Source organism: Betaproteobacteria bacterium, assembly GCA_009377585.1.
GTDB lineage: Bacteria > Pseudomonadota > Gammaproteobacteria > Burkholderiales > WYBJ01 > WYBJ01.
Genome location: WHTS01000010.1, coordinates 47,057 through 67,584, shown reverse-complemented (window position 1 = coordinate 67,584; position 20,528 = coordinate 47,057). Strand labels below are relative to the sequence as shown.

At 66.0% G+C, this 20,528-nt stretch carries 16 protein-coding genes; 7 read left to right on the top strand and 9 right to left on the bottom strand.

Annotation, left to right across the window (positions count from 1 at the left end):
- Positions 1–234: 234 nt before the first annotated feature.
- A complete protein-coding gene (locus tag GEV05_05790; GenBank protein ID MPZ42906.1) occupies positions 235–2,073 on the top strand; it encodes a phosphoenolpyruvate carboxykinase (GTP) in 1,839 nt (612 codons plus the stop codon).
- A gap of 131 nt (positions 2,074–2,204) precedes the next feature.
- Here GEV05_05790 and GEV05_05785 read toward each other — a convergent pair whose 3' ends face one another.
- Complete coding sequence (locus GEV05_05785; protein ID MPZ42905.1) at positions 2,205–3,059, bottom strand: transporter substrate-binding domain-containing protein; 855 nt, start codon at positions 3,057–3,059, stop codon at positions 2,205–2,207.
- A gap of 171 nt (positions 3,060–3,230) precedes the next feature.
- Here GEV05_05785 and GEV05_05780 point away from each other — a divergent pair, with 171 nt between their 5' ends.
- Positions 3,231–4,130 (top strand): polysaccharide deacetylase, encoded by a 900-nt coding sequence (locus GEV05_05780; GenBank protein MPZ42904.1) that lies wholly within the window; start codon positions 3,231–3,233, stop codon positions 4,128–4,130.
- Between the two features lie 115 nt (positions 4,131–4,245).
- Here the strand turns inward: GEV05_05780 and GEV05_05775 are convergent, their stop codons facing one another.
- The 8 genes from GEV05_05775 to GEV05_05740 form a co-directional block, all read right to left on the bottom strand.
- The gene (locus tag GEV05_05775) at positions 4,246–4,773 is read right to left on the bottom strand and encodes a flavin reductase (protein ID MPZ42903.1); all 528 of its coding nucleotides are present in this window, start codon (positions 4,771–4,773) and stop codon (positions 4,246–4,248) included.
- 68 nt (positions 4,774–4,841) lie between these two features.
- On the bottom strand, positions 4,842–6,041 hold the full coding sequence (locus GEV05_05770; protein ID MPZ42902.1) for an acyl-CoA dehydrogenase: 1,200 nt from the start codon (positions 6,039–6,041) through the stop codon (positions 4,842–4,844).
- 67 nt (positions 6,042–6,108) lie between these two features.
- Complete coding sequence (locus GEV05_05765; protein MPZ42901.1) at positions 6,109–7,197, bottom strand: C-terminal binding protein; 1,089 nt, start codon at positions 7,195–7,197, stop codon at positions 6,109–6,111.
- Positions 7,112–8,098, bottom strand: coding sequence for a D-glycerate dehydrogenase (locus GEV05_05760; GenBank protein ID MPZ42900.1), 987 nt, complete (start codon positions 8,096–8,098; stop codon positions 7,112–7,114). The genes GEV05_05765 and GEV05_05760 overlap by 86 nt, the downstream gene beginning before the upstream one ends.
- Before the next feature lie 141 nt (positions 8,099–8,239).
- A complete protein-coding gene (locus tag GEV05_05755) occupies positions 8,240–9,526 on the bottom strand; it encodes a hypothetical protein (GenBank protein ID MPZ42899.1) in 1,287 nt (428 codons plus the stop codon).
- A 126-nt stretch (positions 9,527–9,652) separates the two neighbouring features.
- Positions 9,653–10,921, bottom strand: a complete 1,269-nt coding sequence (locus GEV05_05750) for a M24 family metallopeptidase (GenBank protein MPZ42898.1) — start codon at positions 10,919–10,921, stop codon at positions 9,653–9,655.
- A 112-nt stretch (positions 10,922–11,033) separates the two neighbouring features.
- Positions 11,034–13,331: a hydantoinase B/oxoprolinase family protein gene (locus GEV05_05745; GenBank protein ID MPZ42897.1), complete on the bottom strand. Its 2,298-nt coding sequence runs from the start codon at positions 13,329–13,331 to the stop codon at positions 11,034–11,036.
- Positions 13,328–15,712: a hydantoinase/oxoprolinase family protein gene (locus GEV05_05740; protein MPZ42896.1), complete on the bottom strand. Its 2,385-nt coding sequence runs from the start codon at positions 15,710–15,712 to the stop codon at positions 13,328–13,330. Before GEV05_05740 ends, GEV05_05745 begins: the two co-directional genes overlap by 4 nt.
- A gap of 114 nt (positions 15,713–15,826) precedes the next feature.
- Between GEV05_05740 and GEV05_05735 the strand changes: the two genes are divergently transcribed.
- The 5 genes from GEV05_05735 to GEV05_05715 all read left to right on the top strand — a co-directional run.
- A complete protein-coding gene (locus GEV05_05735; protein MPZ42895.1) occupies positions 15,827–16,135 on the top strand; it encodes a hypothetical protein in 309 nt (102 codons plus the stop codon).
- A 19-nt stretch (positions 16,136–16,154) separates the two neighbouring features.
- The gene (locus tag GEV05_05730; protein MPZ42894.1) at positions 16,155–17,216 is read left to right on the top strand and encodes an NAD-binding protein; all 1,062 of its coding nucleotides are present in this window, start codon (positions 16,155–16,157) and stop codon (positions 17,214–17,216) included.
- A 59-nt stretch (positions 17,217–17,275) separates the two neighbouring features.
- Positions 17,276–18,466, top strand: coding sequence for a hypothetical protein (locus GEV05_05725; protein MPZ42893.1), 1,191 nt, complete (start codon positions 17,276–17,278; stop codon positions 18,464–18,466).
- A 164-nt stretch (positions 18,467–18,630) separates the two neighbouring features.
- On the top strand, positions 18,631–19,701 hold the full coding sequence (locus GEV05_05720) for a GTP-binding protein (GenBank protein MPZ42892.1): 1,071 nt from the start codon (positions 18,631–18,633) through the stop codon (positions 19,699–19,701).
- 121 nt (positions 19,702–19,822) lie between these two features.
- Positions 19,823–20,528, top strand: a 706-nt coding sequence (locus GEV05_05715) for a cystathionine beta-lyase (protein ID MPZ42891.1), incomplete at its 3' end; no start/stop codon positions are given.

Sequence of the window (20,528 nt, the reverse complement as noted above, 5' to 3'; positions counted from 1 at the left end):
CGGCGCTGCCGTGGCTTCGAGGAGCTCTGCGGTTGTCAAGCCAGCAGGACCATTGAATGGACTCCGGATTTTGCCGCGGCACACCCCCTGCCCGGGAAATGCATTTTGCACACATCAAAACATCGCACTAACGCCCTGAAATGACATGTGAATCACGGCACTGGTTTTGCATGCCGATGGGTGTAAAATTCTATTTCAGCCAACGCAAGAACTTTCCGCATCCGGAGACGTTTCATGACCCCAAAAACCGCGGCTGCTCATGTCGCCACAGAAATCGTCAGCTTCCCGGACTATGTCGTCAACGCCAAGGCGCGGGCATGGATCGGTGACATGGTGGCGTTGTGCAAGCCCGACGACGTTCATTTCGTGGACGGAAGCGAAGACGAAAACTCGCGGCTGTGCAGCCAGATGGTCGCCTCCGGTGTCCTCATCAAGCTCGATCCGAAGCTGCGGCCCAACAGCTATCTGGCGCGCTCCCATCCCTCGGATGTCGCCCGAATGGAGGATCGAACTTTCGTCTGCAGCCGCAACCGCGAAGATGCCGGGCCGAACAACAACTGGATCGATCCGGCGCAGATGAAGGCGAAGCTCGGCAAGCTCTTCGATGGCTGCATGCGCGGGCGCACGATGTACGTCGTTCCCTTCTCGATGGGCCCGCTCGGCTCGCACATCGCGCATATCGGCATCGAGATCACTGATTCGCCCTACGTCGTGGTGAATATGCGCATCATGACCCGCATGGGGCGCGCCGTCTGGGACGTGCTCGGCGACAAGGGCGAGTTCGTGCCGGCGCTGCACTCGGTAGGCCGGCCGCTCAAGTCGGGCGAGAAGGACGATATCTGGCCGAACAATCCGGAGAAGTACATCGTCCAGTTTCCGGAAGAGAAATCGATCTGGTCATTCGGCTCCGGTTATGGCGGCAATGCGTTGCTCGGCAAGAAATGCTTTGCGTTGCGCATCGCCTCCGTGCTGGCGAAGGAGCAGGGCTGGCTCGCCGAGCACATGCTCATCCTCGGCCTGCAGTCTCCGCAAGGCGAGAAGACCTATGTCGCGGCGGCGTTCCCGAGCGCCTGCGGCAAGACCAACCTGGCGATGCTGATTCCACCCAAGGCGTTCGAGGGCTGGAAGACGACCACGGTCGGTGAAGACATCGCCTGGATCAAGCCCGGCAAGGACGGGCGCTTCTACGCGATCAATCCCGAAGCCGGTTTCTTCGGCGTGGCGCCGGGGACCTCCTACAGCACCAACGCGAACGCGATGGACACGCTCAAGGCCAACGTCATTTTCACCAACGTGGCGTTGACGCCCGAAGGCGACGTATGGTGGGAGGGCATGACCAAACAGCCGCCGGCGCGCCTGATCGACTGGCTGGGCAAGGAATGGACGCCGGATAGCGGCCGTCCTGCTGCGCATGCGAATGCGCGCTTCACCGTCCCGGCAGGGCAGTGTCCGTCGATCGACTCGGAATGGGAAAATCCGGATGGGGTGCCGATCAGTGCGTTCATTTTCGGTGGACGGCGCAGTATCGGCGTGCCTCTCGTGGTCGAAGCGTTCAACTGGGACTACGGGGTGTACATGGCCGCGACCATGGGCTCGGAAACCACGGCAGCATCCACCGGCAAGGTGGGCGTCGTGCGCCGCGACCCGTTTGCCATGCTGCCGTTCTGCGGCTACCACATGGGCGACTACTTCAATCACTGGCTGCGCATGGGCCGCGTGGTGGAGAACCCGCCCAAGGTCTTCGGCGTCAACTGGTTCCGCCTGGACGAGAGCGGCAAGTTTCTGTGGCCAGGCTTCGGCGAGAACATGCGCGTGCTGAAGTGGATCGTCGAGCGGGTCAACGGCAAGGTGGGAGCGAAGGAAAGCCGGCTTGGCTGGATGCCGCGCTACGAGGACATCGAGTGGAAGGGGCTGGAGGCCGTCAGCCGCGCGCAGTTCAACGAGCTGATGAGCGTGGATACGAAGGTCTGGCAAGAGGAGCTGGATGCGCACGGCGAGCTGTTCGAGAAGCTCAAGTCGCGCCTCCCGCGCCAGTTCGTGCTCAAGCGCGAGTTGTTCAGCTTGAGCTTGTAGCACTGAGTGCCCGCTCGCGGCACTGAATGCGCCAGCTACGCCACAAAAAAGCCCCGGGATGCGGGGCTTTTTTCGATAGACTGGCAGACGATGGCCGCACGCGAGGCACGACGTTGCAGGCTACTCTCCGGCTATTCGGGATAAGACGCAATCCCGTACATGACGAGCAGGACGGGCGTCGGTTTCGTATCCGGACCGAATGCAGCCTGGAAGATCTCGGCAATGGCCCCGCTGGTGTAGATTTCCGAAAGCGCACGGTTCACCGCGAGCTGCATCGCGGCGTCCCCATACGGCAGCGCGATCGCATACGGCTCGAAGCCGAGGTCCTCCTCCATGACGCCGTACTGAGCCGGATCCTTCACTTTCCGGGCAAGCCCGTGGAGCAGAATCTTGTCGCCGGCAAACGCATCGATCGAGCCGGCCTCCAGCGCCGCAACCGCCTCCTCCCGATTCTTCATCGCCACGACGGTCGCCTTCACGCCCTGGCGCTTCATCGCTGTTTCGAGCGCTTTCTGGTTGGTGGTTCCTGCGACCACCGCGATCTTCTTTCCCGCCACTCCCGCGAAAGTGGATACACCCGACGCCCGGCGAACCAGCAAGCCGGTCGTGTCGACGAAGATCGGGCTCGAAAAGTCGACCTGCGCCATGCGCGACAGCGTTGCGGTGGTCGAGCCGCACTCCATGTCGATCTGTCGCTCTCGCACGAGCTCCAGGCGGTTCTGGGACGTCGTCGCCACCCACTTGATGGCGAGCGGCTGGACCTTGATCTGGCGTCCGATGCTGGCAGCGACCCGCTTGCACAGCTCCACGCTGTAACCCGCGGGTTGTTTCGCTTGATCGGCGTACGCAAACGGCAACGCGTCGGTGCGGTAGCCGATCGTGATGGTCTTGCTGTCCCGGATGTGCTCGAGGGCGGGTTTCGCGTTCTGTGCATACAGGACCGGGGACGCGAGGAACAGCATCATTGCCGCGGCGATTCGAATCATGTTCTGGCCTCCGACTTGACGATCGCCCCAGCATAGAGGCTCGCGACCGTTGCGGCAACGGGCATGTGCCGAAACATGTCCATGGCTTCGTCATCGAACAAGCGAAGAGCGCTTGGTTGCAACAGCCGTGCGTGCTAGCCTGCGGCTCGATTCGACCGCAAAGAGCAGGCAATGAAACCAATAGACCGACTGACTTATTCGCCCATCGTCGAGCGAGCGTCGCTGAAGTTACCCGGCAACGCCCGGGTGGCGGTATGGATCATCGTCAACGTCGAAGTGTGGGACATTGGCCGCCTGATGCCGCGGCAGGTGCTGCCGCCGCCGACGGGGTTGACGCAACTGCCCGACGTGCCGCACTGGTCGTGGCACGAGTACGGCATGCGGGTCGGGTTCTGGCGCATGAAGGCCGCACTCGATCGGCTCGGCATCGTCCCTTCGCTCACCTGCAATGCGCGCGTATGCGAGGTCTATCCGCAGGTCGCCGCAGCCGCGCGCGAGGGCAAATGGGAATTCATGGGTCACAGCTACGATCAGCGCCCGATCCATTCCGAGTCCGATCAGCGGGCCATGATCGGCCGCTCGCTCGATATCCTGGAGCGCTTCAGCGGCAAGCGTCCCGTGGGATGGCTGAGCCCGGGGCTCACCGAGACGCTCTACACCCCGGAATACCTCGCCGAAGCCGGAGTGCGCTATATCGCTGACTGGGTGATCGACGACGAGCCCGTCTGGATCGACACGGCCCATGGGCCGCTGGCCGCGATGCCGTATACGGTGGAGCTGAACGACATCGCGATGATGCCTGTGCAGCACCACGCCGCCGCCGAGTTCGTCTCCCGTTGTGCGGACCAGTTCGAGCGCTTATACGAGGAAGGCAAGACGCGCCCGAAGATCATGGCGATCGCGGTGCATCCGTACATCTCGGGCGTGCCTCATCGCATCAAGTATTTCGAGCAGGTGCTCGAGACGCTGCAAAGTCGACCCGGGGTCGTGTTCTGGACCGGCGAGCGCATCCTCGACTGGTTCGAGCGCGCGCTGCCGCGTCCCAAAGCAGCGCCGCGCCCCGCGTCCTAGCCCGGATATTTCATCGGGGCACGGGAGTTCGCCGGGAATTCGCGAACGTATACGTTCGCATCGGCGAACGGCGAGTCGAGTTGCGAGCCAGTTGAAATATCCGGGCTGGCCCGCTTCAGCAGGAGCCGTCACCGGTCAGGCAGGCGCCGAGCGAGCGATACAGGCCACGGGAGAATATCAGCGGCTCGACGTCGCGATACGCGTAGCGGACCACCTGGCCGATCAGGATGACGTGATCGCCGGAATAGTGGCGCGTTTCGTTGCGGCACTCGATGTGCGCGGCAACGCCTGGGATGAGCGGCACGCCGCCTTCACCGCTCGCCCAGGAAACGCCTTCGAACCGGTCGCGCACCGGCGAGGAGAAGCGCCGCGACAGCTCGAACTGGTCGCAGGCCAGGATGTTGACCGCGAAGCGGGGCGCCTGCAGGAAAACCTGCAGATTGGGCGAGTAGAGCGACAGACTCCACAGCACCAGGGGCGGCTGGAGCGAAACCGAGGCGAACGAGTTGCAGGTGAGCCCGACCGGACGGCCCTCGGGCGTGCACGTGGTCACGATGGTGACGCCGGTCGCGAACATGCCGAACGCATTGCGCAAGTCGCGCATGTCGAATCCGACGGATTTCGTATCGCTGCCTTCGTTCATCGATTTTCTGCTACGGTTATCCGCTGGGCAGGGGAGGAGGCCACGAGCGTGCGAATCATGGTCGCTCGTCAGATGGTCGGATGATCGATGCGAATGCCGAGCGCGACTTTGCCGTAGAGCGAGGCGGCGACATCCCAGGTGAGGGCATTGTGGCTGTTCGCCGCGTGCACGTCGCGAAATGCCCGCTGGATGGCGCGCTGGTCGTACAGGGCATCGCCCCCCGAAGCTTCGAACAACAAGTCGACCGCGCGCGTGCACAGCCGTGCGGCGTAGGCGCCGTCGCGCCGCAACGCGACCTTGGTCTCGAGCGGCGGTATCTCGCCCTGACGCGCGATCGCCATTGCTTGCTCGCACCGGTCCAGCATCACCAGGCGGGCAGCGTTGATCGCCGCCGATGCTTCGGCCAGACGAATCTGCACCGGCGCATAGTCGGCCACGCGGGTGGCGGAATACGCCGCCAACCGGTTGGCCGTCTCGGCGGTAAAGCTCGCGACCGCGCCTTCGGCGATGCCGAGCGACGTGCCCGCGACCACGTAGGGAAACATGTCGAACACGGGAAGCCGGTAGAGCGCCCCGGGATTGACGGCTGACCCCGGAGTCGCGCCGCCGCGCGCATCGGAAACCGCGAGCGTACGATAAGCCGCCACGAAGATGTCCTGAACTTCGATGTCCTTGCTGCCGGTGCCCTTGAGGCCCGCGGCGAACCAGGTGTCGATCGGCCGGTAATCGGACTGGGGCACGAGGAACATCCGGTACTCGCCTTCGCCGCTCGCCTCGTCGTGCACCACGGCGCCCAGCATCGACCAGCGGCTCGGGTCGATGCCGCTGGAGAACTTCCACCGGCCCGAAAGACGATAGCCACCGTCGACGCGGTACGCATGACCTGCGGGGAAAACGAAGGCGGAGGCAATCAGCGTATCCGCCGACTCGTCCCAGATCTCGTCCTGTGCTTTCGGATCCCACATTGCCAGCATCCAGTGATGACTGGCGAGATTCGCATAGACCCACGCTGTCGACCCGCAACCCTGGCCGATGAGGGCACAGACTTCGACCAGGGTTCGAAACGGTAGCTCCGAGCCGCCAACTCGCCGTGGCTGCAGGATACGGAACAGCCCGGTGGCATGCAGCTCGTGGATCGTCTCCGGCGGCAGCTGGCGCAGCGCCTCGGTCTTGGCGGTGCGCTCCCTGAGCTCGGGGATGAGCCGGCGCGCGCGTTCCAGCGCGTCCTCGCGATCGAGCGCCGGTTGCAGTTCCAGTGCTTGCATCATGCGCTCACCTCGTTGCCTCGACCGAATGCGATCGGCGTGCTGCCGGAGTCGGAGCCGCCGGCCCGGCTCAAAGCCCCGCGCGGTTGCGTCCCTTGACTGCCGGGTTGACCACATTGAGCGGCCACTCGCCGCGCAGCACGCGCCGGACCTCGTTCGGCGCGCCCGCCTGCAGTCCCTTCATCGCCTGTTCGCTGTACCACGCAACATGGGGGTTCACGATCACGTTATCGCGCCCGCGCAGCGGATGCGGATTCGGCAGCGGCTCGGGATCGGTCGTGTCCAGCGCGCAGCCTGCAAGCTTGCGTGCATCGAGCGCGCGCACCAGCGCCGGGGTATCGACGATCGGGCCACGCGAGCAGTTGACCAGGAAGGCGCTCGGCTTCATGCACGCGAACAGCGCGTCGTTGAACATGCCACGCGTCTGGGGTGTGAGCGGCGGGTGTAGCGAGACGATGTCGGCCTGCGCGAGCATCGCCTCGAGCTCGCTCGGCGCGCCCGGAATCCCCGCTGGCGTCTCGCGCACGAAGGGATCGTGGTAGAGCACGCGCATGCCGAACGCACCCGCGCGCAGCGCCACCTGGCGCGCGATGTTGCCGAACCCCACCAGCCCCAGCGTGCTGCCGGCGAGACGGAAAAGCGGCTTTCCGGGCGGCACTTCCCAGCGCCCGTCGCGCACCAGCCGATCGTAGAACACCACCTTGCGGGCGCAGGCGAGCACCATCGCCATGGCATGCTCGGCCACTTCCTCGATGCAGTAGGTGGGATTGTTGGTGACGATGATGCCGGCCGCCGTGGCCGCTTCCAGGTCGATGGTGTCGACGCCGATGCCGTAGCGGGCGATCAGCCTGCACCGGGGCATCTGCGCCATCACCTCGGCCGTGATCGGGCCGGCATAGGTGTTGAGCAGCGCATCGCAGTCGGCGGCCTGGGCAACGAACTCGTCCGGCTTCTTGGTTTGCAGCGCGGTCAATTGCGCAACCCCGTCCAGGATCTCGTGCTCGACCGCGAGCGAGTCCCAGACGTAGTCGGTCAACACCACCTTCGCCTTGTCGCTCATATTCTCTCCCGTGTCACGCGCCTGCGTAGATCTCGGCGTTCCAGCAATTCGGCGGCTGGCGTCCCGCGACGATGGCGGCCACGTTGTCGACCACCACATCGGCCATTGCGGCGCGCAGCCGTAGGGTGGCGCTGCCCATGTGCGCCGTCACCACCACGTTGTGAAGCGCAAGCAGGCGAGGATCGATGTCGGGCTCGGTCTCGAACACATCCAGGCCCGCCCCGGCGATCTTCCCGTTCTCCAGCGCCGCGATGAGCGCTTGCTCGTCGACGACCGGCCCGCGCGATGCGTTGATGAGGAACGCATGCGGCTGCAGCAGCGACAGCGCGCGTGCATCGATCAGGTGGTGCGTCTTTTCGGTGAGCGCGACGTGCAGCGACACGAAATCGGAGCGGCGCAGGACATCGTCGAAGCTCACCCAGGTGAGATTGAGGCTGCGTTCCTGCTCGGGCGCGAGGCGCCTGGGATCGTGGTACAGCACCGGCATCTTGAATCCGAGCGCGCGCCGCGCCATTTCCTTGCCCACGCCGCCGGCACCCAGGATGCCGAGCGTGCGCCCGGAGACATCCGCGCCCGTGAAATACATCGATTGCGCACCGGGAATGATGCCCGCGCGCGCCTTGCGGTCGGACTCGGAGACCCGCCGCGCAACCGTCATCAGCAGCGCCCAGGCGAGATCCGCGGTCGAATCGTCGAGCAGCGAGGACGGAATGACCGTCACGGGGATGCGGCGCTCGGTGGCTGCCGCGACATCGATGTTGGCGGGCGTGATCGTCATCGATGCGATCGCGCGCAGAGCCGGGTTGGCCGCGATGACGGCAGCCGTGATCCGATCGTGCAGCAGGCAGAGAAGAATGTCGCAGCGCTTTAGCGCAGCGATCAACTCCTGCTCGGTCGGGATGTGCAGTGGGTCGGGATTGAGATCGACCTCGCCCAGGGTGCGCAGGCGTTCCATCGCGCCGGGCGCGATCGGCTGGGTGATGTAGATCCTCGGACGCATGCTCGCTGGTCGAATGCTACGAGGCCGCTAGAAAAGAGTTCGAAAAGTTGCGTCGATTGTATCGTCAATTCTTGCCCGCGACACGGCGCGCGTCGGCGCGACAACATGCCCGCGTGCGCGGGCATGACGGGGTCAGCCTGCCTAGCCCATCCAGCGCACGACGCCGGCCACGCCGTCCACCGCCATGCGGGCGCCGTCGGGAATGCGCTGCGTCGCTTCGTGCACGCCGAGCACCATCGGAATGCCGCGTTCGCGCGCGAGCGAGGCGAGGTGCGAGGTGCTGCCGCCGAGCTCGGAGACGAGCCCGGCAACGCGCGGCAGCACCTGGCTCAGCGCAGGTCCCGCCACCTTGGTGACCAGGATGTCGCCCGGCGCAACACGGGCGAGCTCGCATTCGCAATTGACGACCACGGCGCGGCCTTCGCCCCAGCCGATGCCGGCCGGATGACCGTTGAGCCGCGGATGATGCAGCCACGCCTTGTCCGTCTCCTGCGCGGGGCGCATGTGCAGCGGGCGCGCCTGCAGCAGCTTGAACCCTTCGCCGTCGAGCGCCCACTCGATCTCGACCGGCATGGTCATGAGCTCGGCTATGCGCTTCATCATCCGTCCGAGCTCGCTTGCCTGGACCACATCGAGGCAGGGCGTGGTCATCAACGCCTTGGGCACGAGCTGCGCCATCGGCTCGGCCCGATGCACGCAGCCGACGCTATGGTCCTTGCGGCCGGCGATAGTTTCCAGCACCTCGCCCTCGGCGCTCAGCTGGTAGCGGTCGGGCGTCACCTCGCCTTGCGCGATCGACGAGCCCAGCCCCCATGTGGCGCTCAGCAGCATGCCGCCGTCGGCCGTCTGGCTCATGCCGCCGCCGGCCGCGTGCGCGCTGATCAGCGGCTGCACCAGCACGGCCATCGCGGTATCCGCTGGGTCGAGCTCGTGCGTCGCCATGTAGCGCAGCGCCCGCGTCGCCCACAACGCGCCCCAGCACGCACGCACCGCGGTCATGAACTCCTGCTCGTCCTCGAGACCGAGAAAACTTTCGAACTGGCCGGCGAAGCTCGCGCCCTCGCGATCCTCGACCAGGGCGGACGAGCGCACGACGAGCAGCGCGCCGGTTTCGTCGGCCAGGCGCCGGCGCGCTGCGAGCAGCGGCTCGAGGATCTCCGGGATGATGGGCTTGTCGAGCAGCCCCAGCTTCATGTCGAGCGCGTAGCGGCGAGCGCGCATTCCGTCTTCGGTGGCGAACGCGCTGCGTGCCGAATTCTCCAGCCCGAGCGCCTTGATCTGCGCGCGATACGCGTCCGCGGCAAGGCAGAAACCGCCCGGCACCGGAAAACCCGCTCGTTTCAGCGCAGCCTGGTTGGCGGACTTGGGGCCGACGCGGCTTGCGTCGCAGGATTCCGCTGAGCCGAGCTGAAGGATGTAATTCGACATGAGAGGTTGTGGACCAGTAGGTTTGCGTCCCTCTCCCTCCGGGAGAGGGATCGAGGGTGAGGGAGAGTCGGCTCCCAGCCCCTCACCCCGGGGGGAGAGGGGAGCTGGTCAGCCAGGAAAGTGCGGTCAGCGTCCGGCGAGGGTGGAATAGCCCGGCATCGGATCCACGACGGTGATCTGCTCCACCGGGAAGCTGGAAATGATCTCGATCTTGTCCTTGTGCACGATCAGCATCTCCTCGATGCGCACGCCCCACTGGTGCATCTTGCCGTGCTGGGTCTCCAGCGCGAAGACCATCCCTTCCTGTATGTCGATCGGATGGTCCAGCGACCAGATGCGCGAGATGACGGGCGGATCGTACTGCGCCAGTCCGAGCCCGTGGCCCCACAGGTTGGCGGCGGCCTGGTCCTCGTCCTTGTAACCCCAGGTGTCCATCGCCGAAGGCCATTTGGAGGCGATGTCGCGGGTGGTCGCGCCGACCTTCACTTCCTTGATCGAGTCGTACAGCCACTTGAGCGCCGTCGCATACACGTCCTTCTGTTCCTGGGTCGGCTCCTTGCCCACGGAGTAGGTGCGGTAGTAGCAGGATTTGTAGCCGTTCCAGGTGAGCGCGGCGAGGTCCATGAAGACGATGTCGCCGGGTTTGACGATACGATCCGAGAAGTTGCGCCAGTTGGGCCAGGTGTTCGGACCGGAAGAGACGATCACGTCCTCGACGTCTTCCATGCCGGGAATGTTGTAGAGATATTCCATGATGTGCGCGGTGAGCTGGTTTTCGGTGCGCCCGGGCTGCAGGAACTTCATGAACTCCCAGTGTGCCGCATCCCCGATCGCTCCGACCATGCGCAGGCATTCCTGCTCGTCGACGTTCTTCACGGCGCGCGCTTCCATCATCGGCGACATGCCGTCGGTCCACTCGATGCCCTCGTCCTTGAAGATCTGGATCATGTTGATGTCGATGAAGTCCACGCCCAGCTTCATGCCCGCGACGTTGCTCTTCTTCATCTCCTGCTTGATCGCATTGGTGAACTTGCGCACCTGCTGCAGCGATGCGGGACCGGCCGCGCCCTTGATCCAGGCGTAGGACCAGCGCACGTTCTCCTTCGGTATCCAGGGGGAATGGCGCTCGATCTGGAAACCGATGTCGCCCTGCTCGAACAGCACCGGCTTGTCGTCGCCGCACAACATGGCATAGCGCAGGCCGGGCTTGAGCCGATTCCAGCCCGGCGTCAGCGTGCTGGTGACGTAGCGGACGTTCTCGTCGTACATGAGCAGCATCGCGCCCAGACCGTGCGCCTTCATGCGCTCGCGCGCGCGCTCGAGGCGGTAGTTGCGCAGGCGCTCCCAGTTGACCCGCTGTTGCCAATCCAGACCCACCATCCCGAAATTTGACACGTCGTTCCTCCAGTCAGGGCGATATCAGCAGCGGTACGGGGCTGCGCCGTGCCGCTATCCGAAACGGGAAAAAATTGTAGCACGCGCCTGCGCCATGTCCGGACAAAAAAATTCAGGCGAGAAGCTCGATATCGTGCAGCTCCGGCTCGTCTTCGAGCGCGACCTCGTTCTCGATCAAACGGCCGCAGCCCGGGCAGAAGAACTGGCGGAAAACCGGCCGGGCATCGATGAATCGCGCCGGGTCGCCGACGATCGGATTGGCCGCTTCGATGGGCGCGTCGTAGCGGGCGCAGGCGAGCTTGTAGTTGGCGCCGACCGGGCCCAGGTCGGTCGCACAGCCGGCGCAGCTGAATCGTTCCTGACCGCCTTGCACGCGCACCGCCAGATTCTCGGTGGCCCGAAACCGCGCTTCGCCGTCGAGGCGCTGCGGCGGGGATCCGGGAAGTGTCGCCTGGGCGAGCCGCTGGCGGCGAAGTTCGGCGCGCCACGCTTCGGTTCCTTTCCGATCGAGGCTGCCGTCGGGGTTCAGGACGACGCCGTAGGTATCGCGCGCGGCAGCGGGGGAGACGGAGTCCTGATCCACGTCCGCCGCCACCCGTTCGGGGTCGCGCTCCAGCGGATCGCCGAATCCGGCCGCCGCCGACCACAACACGGCATACACGTCGCCGGGCCGCTGGACGAAATTCTGCTGGCGCAGCTGCAGCACCTCCTCGGTGCCTTCGAGCTCATCGATGTCGGCGGGCAGGTGCGAGGCCGAGAGCCGTTGAGCCACGTCGCTTTCTCGAACAAACCGGTACCGGTTCACCGCGCCGGGGTAGCCGGCCATCATGCCCGCGGAAGTCGGGATCGCATTGCCCGACGACAATGTGTCGTGCACGATCTCGGCCGTGCCGTGGGCGACGAAGCACGATTCGGCCGACAGTCCCCCGCGCCAGCGGCCGGCGCCGCCCGAATCCGTCACCTCCTTGCGGTATAGGAACAGCACCGGGAACGACTGCTCGGTATGCTCGACGTTGGGCAGCTTGCAGATCGGGGTGCGCGACTGGCCGCCGGTCGATATCCCGTCGGCATGGGCGAAGGCGCCGATGGCGCCACCGATCGGATCCACCAGGATGTAGCCGAAGCGCTCGCCCCACTGGTCGATGCCGCGGAACACCGTCGCCGGCCATTGGCTGGTGCCGCCGATGCACATGATGTCGGCGCGCATCTCGGGATCGCTGTAGATCATCTTCGAGAGCACGTTGTAGGCGGGATAGAGCGATATCTCCATCGCCTGCACCGGCGCGGTCGACACCGAGGCGGGAAAGTCCGCGCAGTTGAGCGTTCCGGGCGTGGGATCGAATTCGCAATGACGCAGCGCGCCGCCTACCGAGAAATACTGGTCCCAGCACATCAGCTCGTTCAGCGCCACCAGCATCGAGCCCCGCCAGCCCGAATAGGTGGCGTTCATGGCGCCTTCCTGCGGCGCGGTGCCGTCGTTGCGGAAGACCAGCGTGTCGCCTCGCTTCTCGACTTCGAGGCAGACGCGGTAGGTCGAGCGGTCGCCCGGGCGACAGCATTCGACGTAGGTACGCTCGCGAAAGATGCCGTCGCGCAAGCGGCCGAGCTTGCGCACGAATGCGCGCTCGCCGTTGTCCAGGATGCGTTTCATCACCGCCTTGATCGTGCTCGCTCCGTAGCGGCGGATGAGTGCGAGAACGCGGTCACGAGCGGTGGTGTTGCCGGCGAGCTGGGCGCGGAAGTCGAGCGCGACCGAGGCGGGCTTGCGCGACGCGCGCAGATACAGCTCCTCGATATCGCGCCTGACCCGGTCGCCTTCGACGATCTTCACCGGCGGGATCAGAATGCCCTCGTCGAACGCGTCGCGCGCCGCAGGGCAGAAGCTTCCGGGCGTGATGCCGCCGATATCGTATTGATGCAGGCAGTTGGTCACCCAGCAGAACAGCGCACCTTCCCAGAACACGGGGCAGAGCAGCATCACGTCCTGCTGGTGCGCCGCGCCCACCCACGGGTCGTTGGCCAGGAACATGTCGCCCTCGCGGATGCCGGGATTGTCGCTGCGGTATTCGAGGGTCCACTTCACCTGCGTGTCGGTGACGCCCGACATGTACTGCATGTACGGGCCGAAGAAGACGAATTCGGCATCCTCGGTGAGGATCGAAGGGTTCAGGTCGAGCGCGTACATCGCCACCGGCGAGCCGGAGAGGCGCTGGATGGTGGCGCCGTGCTCCTCGTTCACGTTCCACAGCGCGTGGCGCACGACCTCGTAGGTCACCGGATCGATCTCGGGGGCGCAGTCCCGATGCAGCTCGAGACTCGATGCGATGCGAAGCTCGCGCGGCGGGACATACGGCCGATTGCGGCCATCGAATGGCTCGGCGGGCAGGGCGCTCAAGCGGGCAGCCGTCATGGCGTGCTCTCGAAAGTCAGGACGAAATTGCCGAGCTCGTCGACGCGCAGCCGCGTGCCCGGCTGAACCACTACCGTGGTGTCGCGGGTTTCGATGATGGCCGGGCCGGCGAACGCATTGCCGCACAGTAGTTGCTCGCCGTCGTAAACGGCGGTAGGAACGAGCGCCTTTGCCCCAGGCCACCAGATGTCGCGTGCGGGGCGCCGGGCTTCGGCAGGCGGCGCCGCGTCGGCAAGCGGCATCGGCAGGAACTGCGGCCGAGGCGTGAGGGCTCGTGCTCGCAGGCGGATCGTCACGATCTCCAGGCGAGCGCCTGCGAGTGCCGAGCCCCGGCCGTACAGTTGCTCGTAGCGGGCGACGAAGCGACGGCGCAGATCGCTTTCGCAATCGGCAGCCATTCGGCTTGCATCCAGCGCAACCTCGACCTCGTTGATCTGACCGTGATGGCGCATGTCGATGGCGAGCTCGAAGCGATGCCGCTCGGTGGCGACGCCCTCGCTGAGCAGCCGCTCGCGTGCCTCGTGCTCCAGCGCGGCGGCGATCGCATCGATGCGCGCGGCTTCGAACGGCGTGGCCAGGATCTCGGCATGCTCGAGGATGTGCAGCACGTCGGCCACGGCGGCGCCGAAGGCGCACCAGGTGGACGCCGCCTTCTTCTGCGGCACCACGACGCGTCGGATGCCGAGCTCGCGCGCGAACACGCCTGCATGGGCGGGACCTGCGCCACCGAAGGCGAAGAGGACGAAATCGCGCGGATCGAAGCCCTTTTCCACCGTCGTCTTGCGGATGACGTCGGCCATCTGCAGCTCGACGATGCGGCAGATCCCGGCCGCGCATTCGAGCACCGTCATGCCGAGCAGTCCGGCGCAGGCGTCGATCGCCGCGACCGCCGCCCGCCGGTCGAGCCGCATGCGCCCGCCGGCGAAGTTGTCCGGGTCGAGGTAGCCGAGCACGAGCTGCGCATCGGTCACCGTCGGCATCGTCCCGCCGCGGCTGTAGCATACGGGCCCCGGGAACGCGCCCGCGCTGTCGGGTCCCACGCTGATGCGCTGCGATTCGGCATCGACCCGAACCAGACTGCCGCCGCCGCTGCCGATCGCCTGGATGTCGACCTTGGGCAGGAAGAAGTCGTACTGCCGCAGATTGCTCAGGAAGGTATAGGCGGGACGGCCCTGGTGAATGATGCTGACGTCGAACGACGTGCCGCCCATGTCGGTCGTAATGACGTTGGGCTCACCCATGATGTTGCCGAGAAAGAGCGATGCCGTGACGCCGGCGACCGGCCCGGAGTCGAGCGTGAGAAGCGGCGCCTCCAGTGCGCGCGCCACCGGGATGGTTCCGCCGCCGCACTGCGAGATCTGCAGTCCTTGCCGATAGCCCAGTTGCGCGAGCGCGCCGTCCAGCCGGGCGATGTAGCCCGACATGATCGGCCCGAGGTGAGCGTTGAAGGCGGTTGCGGCGACGCGCTCGTACTCGCCCCACTTGGGCGCGATGTCGATCGAGCAAGTCACGAAGAGATCCGGCGCAGCCGCGCGCACGATCTCGGCCGCCCGGCGTTCGTGCAAAGGATTCTTGAACGACCACAGAAAGCACAGCGCGATCGCTTCCACGCCGCTCGCCACGAGCTCCTGCACGGCCGCTTCGACGTCGGCCTCGTTCAGCGGCGCAACCACGCGGCCGAAGCAATCAACCCGCTCCGATACGCCGCGGATCAGGCGCTTGGGCACGATGGGGACGGGCTTCGCCGTCTCGGGGAAATGAACCACCTTGCGGATGTCCCGGCCGGTGAAGCCGCGCGAGCCGCGCATGATGTGGATCGCATGCTCGTGACCGCGGGTGGTAATGAGGCCCACGCGGGCGCCGCGGCTCTGGATGATGGCGTTGGTGCCGACGGTGGTGCCGTGGGAAAGAAACGCGATCGAGCGGCAGAAGGTCGCCAGCTCCATATCGAGCAGCGCCGCGCCCGCGGTCAACGCCTCGATCATGCCGCGCGCGAAATCGTCCGGAGTCGAGGGCACCTTGACCGAATGCACGCTCCCGCGCCGGTCGATGACCACGCAATCGGTGAAGGTGCCGCCGATGTCGATGCCGACCAGGAATTCGCGCGTCGCCTCGGCCGCCGTCATGTCGGGTCGTCCTCCGCGCCGCAGGCGTCGCGCTCGACGTGCGGCAGCCCGTGCGCTCCAGCATCGCCGTGCAATGCCGTCATTCCCGTGAAAGCGGGAATCCAGGAAAAGAGCTTCGACCAAAGACAGGATGCTACGCAGGAAATAACCATCGCCCCCTCCGGCGAGGCATGGTAGCGGCTGCCGAACTGCGATGTCCACCACCATCCGGCGGCAGCACGCCTGGCTGGCGTCGTGGCCGGCACGTACACGCACTTCATGACCCCGGCACGCCTAGCCCGGCTGCCGCAGCGCGTGTTACAGTGCCGCCACGCTCGACCTTCCGGCCTCGACGCCGGATCCTGCCCGCTGGCATCAGGACACGACCGCATGCCTTTCTACCGCTTCGAACAATTCGAGAGCCGATTGCTCACGCCGCACTTGTCGAGCGGAGCCGCGCCCGAGCGCTTCGTATACATGCTGCGCGGCGGCGCCGACATCGAAGTCGAGGGCGAGCGCAAGCGCTGCGGCCCGGGCGACATCGCGCACTTGCCGCGCGGCAGCACCTGGTCGCTCGCCGCATGCGCGCCTTCGACCCGATATGCGGCCGTGTGCTCGACCGCCTGGCTCGAACAGAAGCTGGATTCCATGAGCCCCGAAGAGCAGGTGCGTGCCCGGGTCGAGCGCAAGGCGAACTGAAAGGGGAGCGAGACGAGCGATGGCGCAGCCGAAGTCGCGGGCGCAGCCGCAGGCCTTGCGCGTGGGATTCGTCGGCCTGGGCATCATCGGAGGCGCGTTTTCCAAGCATCTGCTGGCTGCCGGCTTCGATGTCTGCGGTTTCGACACCGACGCGGCGCAGCAGGCGTTGCTGCGCAGCCGCGGCGGTCGGCCGCTCGATTCGGCAGCCGCGGTTGCGGCGCAGGCCCAAGTGGTCATCACCGCGCTGGCGAGCTACGCAGCTTACGAGGCCGCGTACTTCGGCCCGGGCGGCATTGCGCAGGAAGGCCGGCGCGACATCGCGCAGAATGGCCGGCGCGACACCGCGCAGAAAGGCGCGCGCGACAATGCGCAGAGAGGCCGGCGCGACATCGCGCAGGGGGGCCGCAGCGGCCTGATCGTCGCCGACGTGAGCACCATGCCGCTCGAGCGCAAGACCGATGCGCGCGAGCGCCTGGCGCAACACGGCATTCGCATGCTCGATTGTCCGATCAGCGGCACCGGCGCGCAGGCGGAGAACAAGGACGTCGCGGTCTATGCGAGCGGACCCGAGGCGGACGTGCGCAGAATCCGGCCGGTGCTGGAGGGCTTCGCCCGCAAGGTGTGGTTCGTCGGCGAGTTCGGCGCCGGGTCGAAGTTGAAGTACGTGGCGAACCACCTGGTCACGATACACAACGTGGCGGCCGCCGAGGCGCTGACGCTCGGCATCAAGTCGGGCCTCGAGCCGCAGCTGATGCTCGAGGCTCTGAGCAATGGCGCCGGAACCTCGCGTATGCTGGAGATACGCGGGCCGCTCATGCTGGCGGACGACTACGAACGGCCGACCATGAAGTGCGATGTGTACCAGAAAGACATCGACATCATCGGCGGTTTCGCCACGGGCTTGCGTTGCCCGACGCCGCTGTTCGATGCGTCGCGCGCAATCTACAGCGCCGCGTTGGCGCAGGGCCGGGATAAGCAGGACACCGCGGCGGTGTGCGCGGTATTGAAGGAGATGGCCGGGTTGGCGCCTTCGGTGGCGCGTCCGGCGACGGGAGCACGCAGACGAACTCGAAAGGGATGAATGCCATGAGCACGAGCATGAACGTCGGCAGCCAGGCCGATCGCACCTTGTCGTTGAACATGACGCTGCTGTCGCATCACGAGCTGGACGGTTTCGGCGGCGTCGGCGAAGGCGTGGCGATGCAGATGGCCAAGGACGGCCGGCGCATCATGTGGCTCGCGCACGAGTCGGCGCCGAAGAACTTCACCGCGGTCGACGTGACCGATCCGCGCACGCCGAAGGTGGTCGTGCAGACCGATCTGCCGCACGCGCAGATGCGCTCCAATTCGCTCGAGGTCTCCGGCGACATCCTCGCGGTGGCCTACCAGACCAAGCAGGTCGGGGTGAAGCCGGCAGGGTTCGAGCTGTTCGACGTGAGCGTGCCGGAAAAGCCGCGCTCGATCGCCCACTTCGACGCCTCCGGGCCGCACTCGCGCGGGACGCACTGCCTGTGGTTCGTCGACGGCGAAACCATACACATGGCCTCCGGCGCCCCTGACTTCCAGCCGCGCAACCCCAAGGACGACCAGTTCTACCGCATCATCGACGTGCGCAACCCGACCAAGCCGACCGAGGTCGGCCGCTGGTGGTATCCCGGCACGCGCGAGGGCGACAGCGAGCCGCCGGTTCGGCGCATGCCGAAATTCGATTCTGGATACCGTGCTCACAACACCAACGTCTATCCCGAGCGGCCCGATCGCGCCTACGTCGGCTACATCGACGGCGGTGCGGTGATCCTGGACATCTCGGACAAGGCGCATCCGAAGATGGTGTCGAACTGGCGCTACGCGCCGCCGAACACCGGCTTCACCCATACCGTCATGCCGCTGCTCAGCCGCGATCTGCTGATCGTCAGTGACGAGTGCACCAAAGACGACGGCGCCGACTGGCCGAAGATGACCTGGGTGGTGGACAATCGCGACGAGACCAACCCGACGCCGATCGCGACCTTCCCGCTGCCGCCGGTGGACGTGTTCGCCAAGCGCGGCGGTCGCTTCGGTTCGCACAACCTGCACGAGAACCCGCCGGTGAAATGCGCCCACCGCGACGACCGGATCGTGCTCGCGACGTTTTTCAACGGCGGCATGCGGGCCTACGACACCTCCAACCCGTACCAGCCGGCGGAGGTGGCGTACTTTGTACCCGGCGCGCCCAAGATGTCCCCCAAGGGCTCAGTGCAGATCAACGACGTCTATTGGGACGACCGCGGGATCGTGTTTTGCGTCGACCGGTTCGCGGGTGGTTTGTACGCGGTGGAGATGAAGATCTAGGACCGCCCCCACCACCCCGTCGCTTCGCGCCACCCCTCCTCGACGAGGAGGGGAGTTGGTGACCCCTCCTGCCGAAGAGCGGGGATGAGTTCCCCTCCTGCGAAGGAGGGGCGGGACGCGACGGTGTCGCGGACGGGGTGGTAAACGGAAGGCTTCCAGCAGACATGACGAGCGAAGCATCACTGGCAATCGGAGGGCGCGACCCGTTCGCCGGCCGCATTCCCATCAGCGTTATTACGGGCTTCCTCGGCAGCGGCAAGACAACGGTGCTGAAGAAGCTGCTGCGCCACCCGGGGATGAGCAACGCCGCCGTGATCGTCAACGAGTTCGGCGAGGAATCGATCGATCACGAGCTGCTCGAAACCTCCTCGGAGCGCATGGCGCTGCTCGACAACGGCTGCCTGTGCTGCACGGTGCGCACCGATCTGCAGGAGACGCTGCGCGACATCCTCACCAAGCGGCTGCATGGCGAGGTGATCCAGTTCGATCGCGTGTTCGTCGAGACCACGGGGCTCGCCGATCCCGCGCCGGTGGTACAGACGCTGGCGAGCGATGCCTTGCTGGCCGACAAATTCCGCCTCGATTGCGTGGTCACACTGGTCGACGCGGTCAACGGTTTGCAGCAGCTCGATACGCTGAACGAGCCGCTCAAGCAGGCCGCGATCGCCGACCGGCTGCTTCTGAGCAAAACCGATCTCGCCAAGCCGGAGCAGGTCACGGCACTGCGCGCACGGCTTGCCGACATCAATCCTCAGGCGATGCTGATCGAGGTCGTGCAGGGCGAGGTCGATCCGGCGTTGCTGATCGACGTCGGCCTCACGACGCGCACCGTCTCGGCCGACAAACTCTCGCGCTGGATCGGCCCGCTTGCCGGCCCGAAACGCGGCAGCGGGCTTCACCCGCAGGCCGGGCACACGTCCGGCATCGAGTCGTTCTGCCTCTGGTTCGAAAGACCGTTCACGTGGGCCTCGTTCGAGACCTGCATGACGGTGCTCACGTCGCTGCGCGGTCCCGACCTGTTGCGGGTCAAGGGGTTGGTCAATGTCGAAGGCGAAGTGGGGCCGGTGGTGGTGCAGGGCGTGCAGCACATCTTCCATCCGCCCGCCAAGCTGCCGGCGTGGAGCGACGACGACCGGCGCTCGCGCATCGTCTTCATCACGCGCGGGATCGAGCGCGCCACGATCGAAAACCTGTTCCGGGCGGTAGGCGCGCTCGGCACCATGCAAGCGGGTTAAAAGCGGGTTAACCCGGGCCCGCATCCCGGCTACAATCGGCGTTCGCACATCGAGTCAACCGCATCCTGGATATTGGGGGAGCGAAGACGTGGCCGGAAAATGGCAGAAGCCGCCGCCGAACATGCGCAAGGACACGGTCCTGAGCCATGCCGGGCGCTCGCCCGAGCGTTTCGACGGTGCCGTCAATGTGCCGGTGATCCGCGCGTCCACGATCCTTTATCCGGACGTCGAGTCGCACGAAGATCGAAGCGACCGCTTCGCCGGCGTGCGCTACGGGCGCTCGGGCACCACCACGCGCTTCGCGCTGGAAGAGACGCTGGCACAACTCGAAGGCGCAGCGCGCGTGTGCGCGGTCGGCTCGGGCCTGGCGGCGATCGTCGTGTCGCTGCTCGCCTTCACCCGCAGCGGCGACCATATTCTCGTCGCCGACAACGTCTACGGGCCCACGCGCAATTTCTGTCTCGGGCGCCTGCAGCGCATGGGCGTGGAGACCGAGTTCTACGATCCCGCGCTCGGCGGCGCGATCGAGCGGCTGCTGCGCGAGACCACGCGCCTGGTCTACTGCGAATCGCCCGGCTCGCTCACCTTCGAGATGCAGGACATCCCGGCCATCGCCGCGGCGGCGCACGCGCGCTCGATCCCGGTGCTGGCCGACAACACCTGGGCCACGCCGTACTGCTTCCGTGCCTTCGAGAAGGGCGTCGACATCTCGATCCATGCCGCCACCAAGTACATCGTCGGTCACGCCGACGTCATGCTGGGGACGATCGGCGCAACCGAGGAACACTGGCGCAGGATCCGGCAGACCGCCTCCGATTTCGGCTACA

Coding starts and splice junctions, on each gene's coding strand:
- GEV05_05790 (MPZ42906.1), top strand. CDS start 235: ATGACCCCAAAAACCGCGGCTGCTCATGTCGCCACAGAAATCGTCAGC.
- GEV05_05785 (MPZ42905.1), bottom strand. CDS start 3,059: ATGATTCGAATCGCCGCGGCAATGATGCTGTTCCTCGCGTCCCCGGTC.
- GEV05_05780 (MPZ42904.1), top strand. CDS start 3,231: ATGAAACCAATAGACCGACTGACTTATTCGCCCATCGTCGAGCGAGCG.
- GEV05_05775 (MPZ42903.1), bottom strand. CDS start 4,773: ATGAACGAAGGCAGCGATACGAAATCCGTCGGATTCGACATGCGCGAC.
- GEV05_05770 (MPZ42902.1), bottom strand. CDS start 6,041: ATGATGCAAGCACTGGAACTGCAACCGGCGCTCGATCGCGAGGACGCG.
- GEV05_05765 (MPZ42901.1), bottom strand. CDS start 7,197: ATGTGGTGGTCGACAACGTGGCCGCCATCGTCGCGGGACGCCAGCCGC.
- GEV05_05760 (MPZ42900.1), bottom strand. CDS start 8,098: ATGCGTCCGAGGATCTACATCACCCAGCCGATCGCGCCCGGCGCGATG.
- GEV05_05755 (MPZ42899.1), bottom strand. CDS start 9,526: ATGTCGAATTACATCCTTCAGCTCGGCTCAGCGGAATCCTGCGACGCA.
- GEV05_05745 (MPZ42897.1), bottom strand. CDS start 13,331: ATGACGGCTGCCCGCTTGAGCGCCCTGCCCGCCGAGCCATTCGATGGC.
- GEV05_05735 (MPZ42895.1), top strand. CDS start 15,827: ATGCCTTTCTACCGCTTCGAACAATTCGAGAGCCGATTGCTCACGCCG.
- GEV05_05730 (MPZ42894.1), top strand. CDS start 16,155: ATGGCGCAGCCGAAGTCGCGGGCGCAGCCGCAGGCCTTGCGCGTGGGA.
- GEV05_05725 (MPZ42893.1), top strand. CDS start 17,276: ATGACGCTGCTGTCGCATCACGAGCTGGACGGTTTCGGCGGCGTCGGC.
- GEV05_05720 (MPZ42892.1), top strand. CDS start 18,631: ATGACGAGCGAAGCATCACTGGCAATCGGAGGGCGCGACCCGTTCGCC.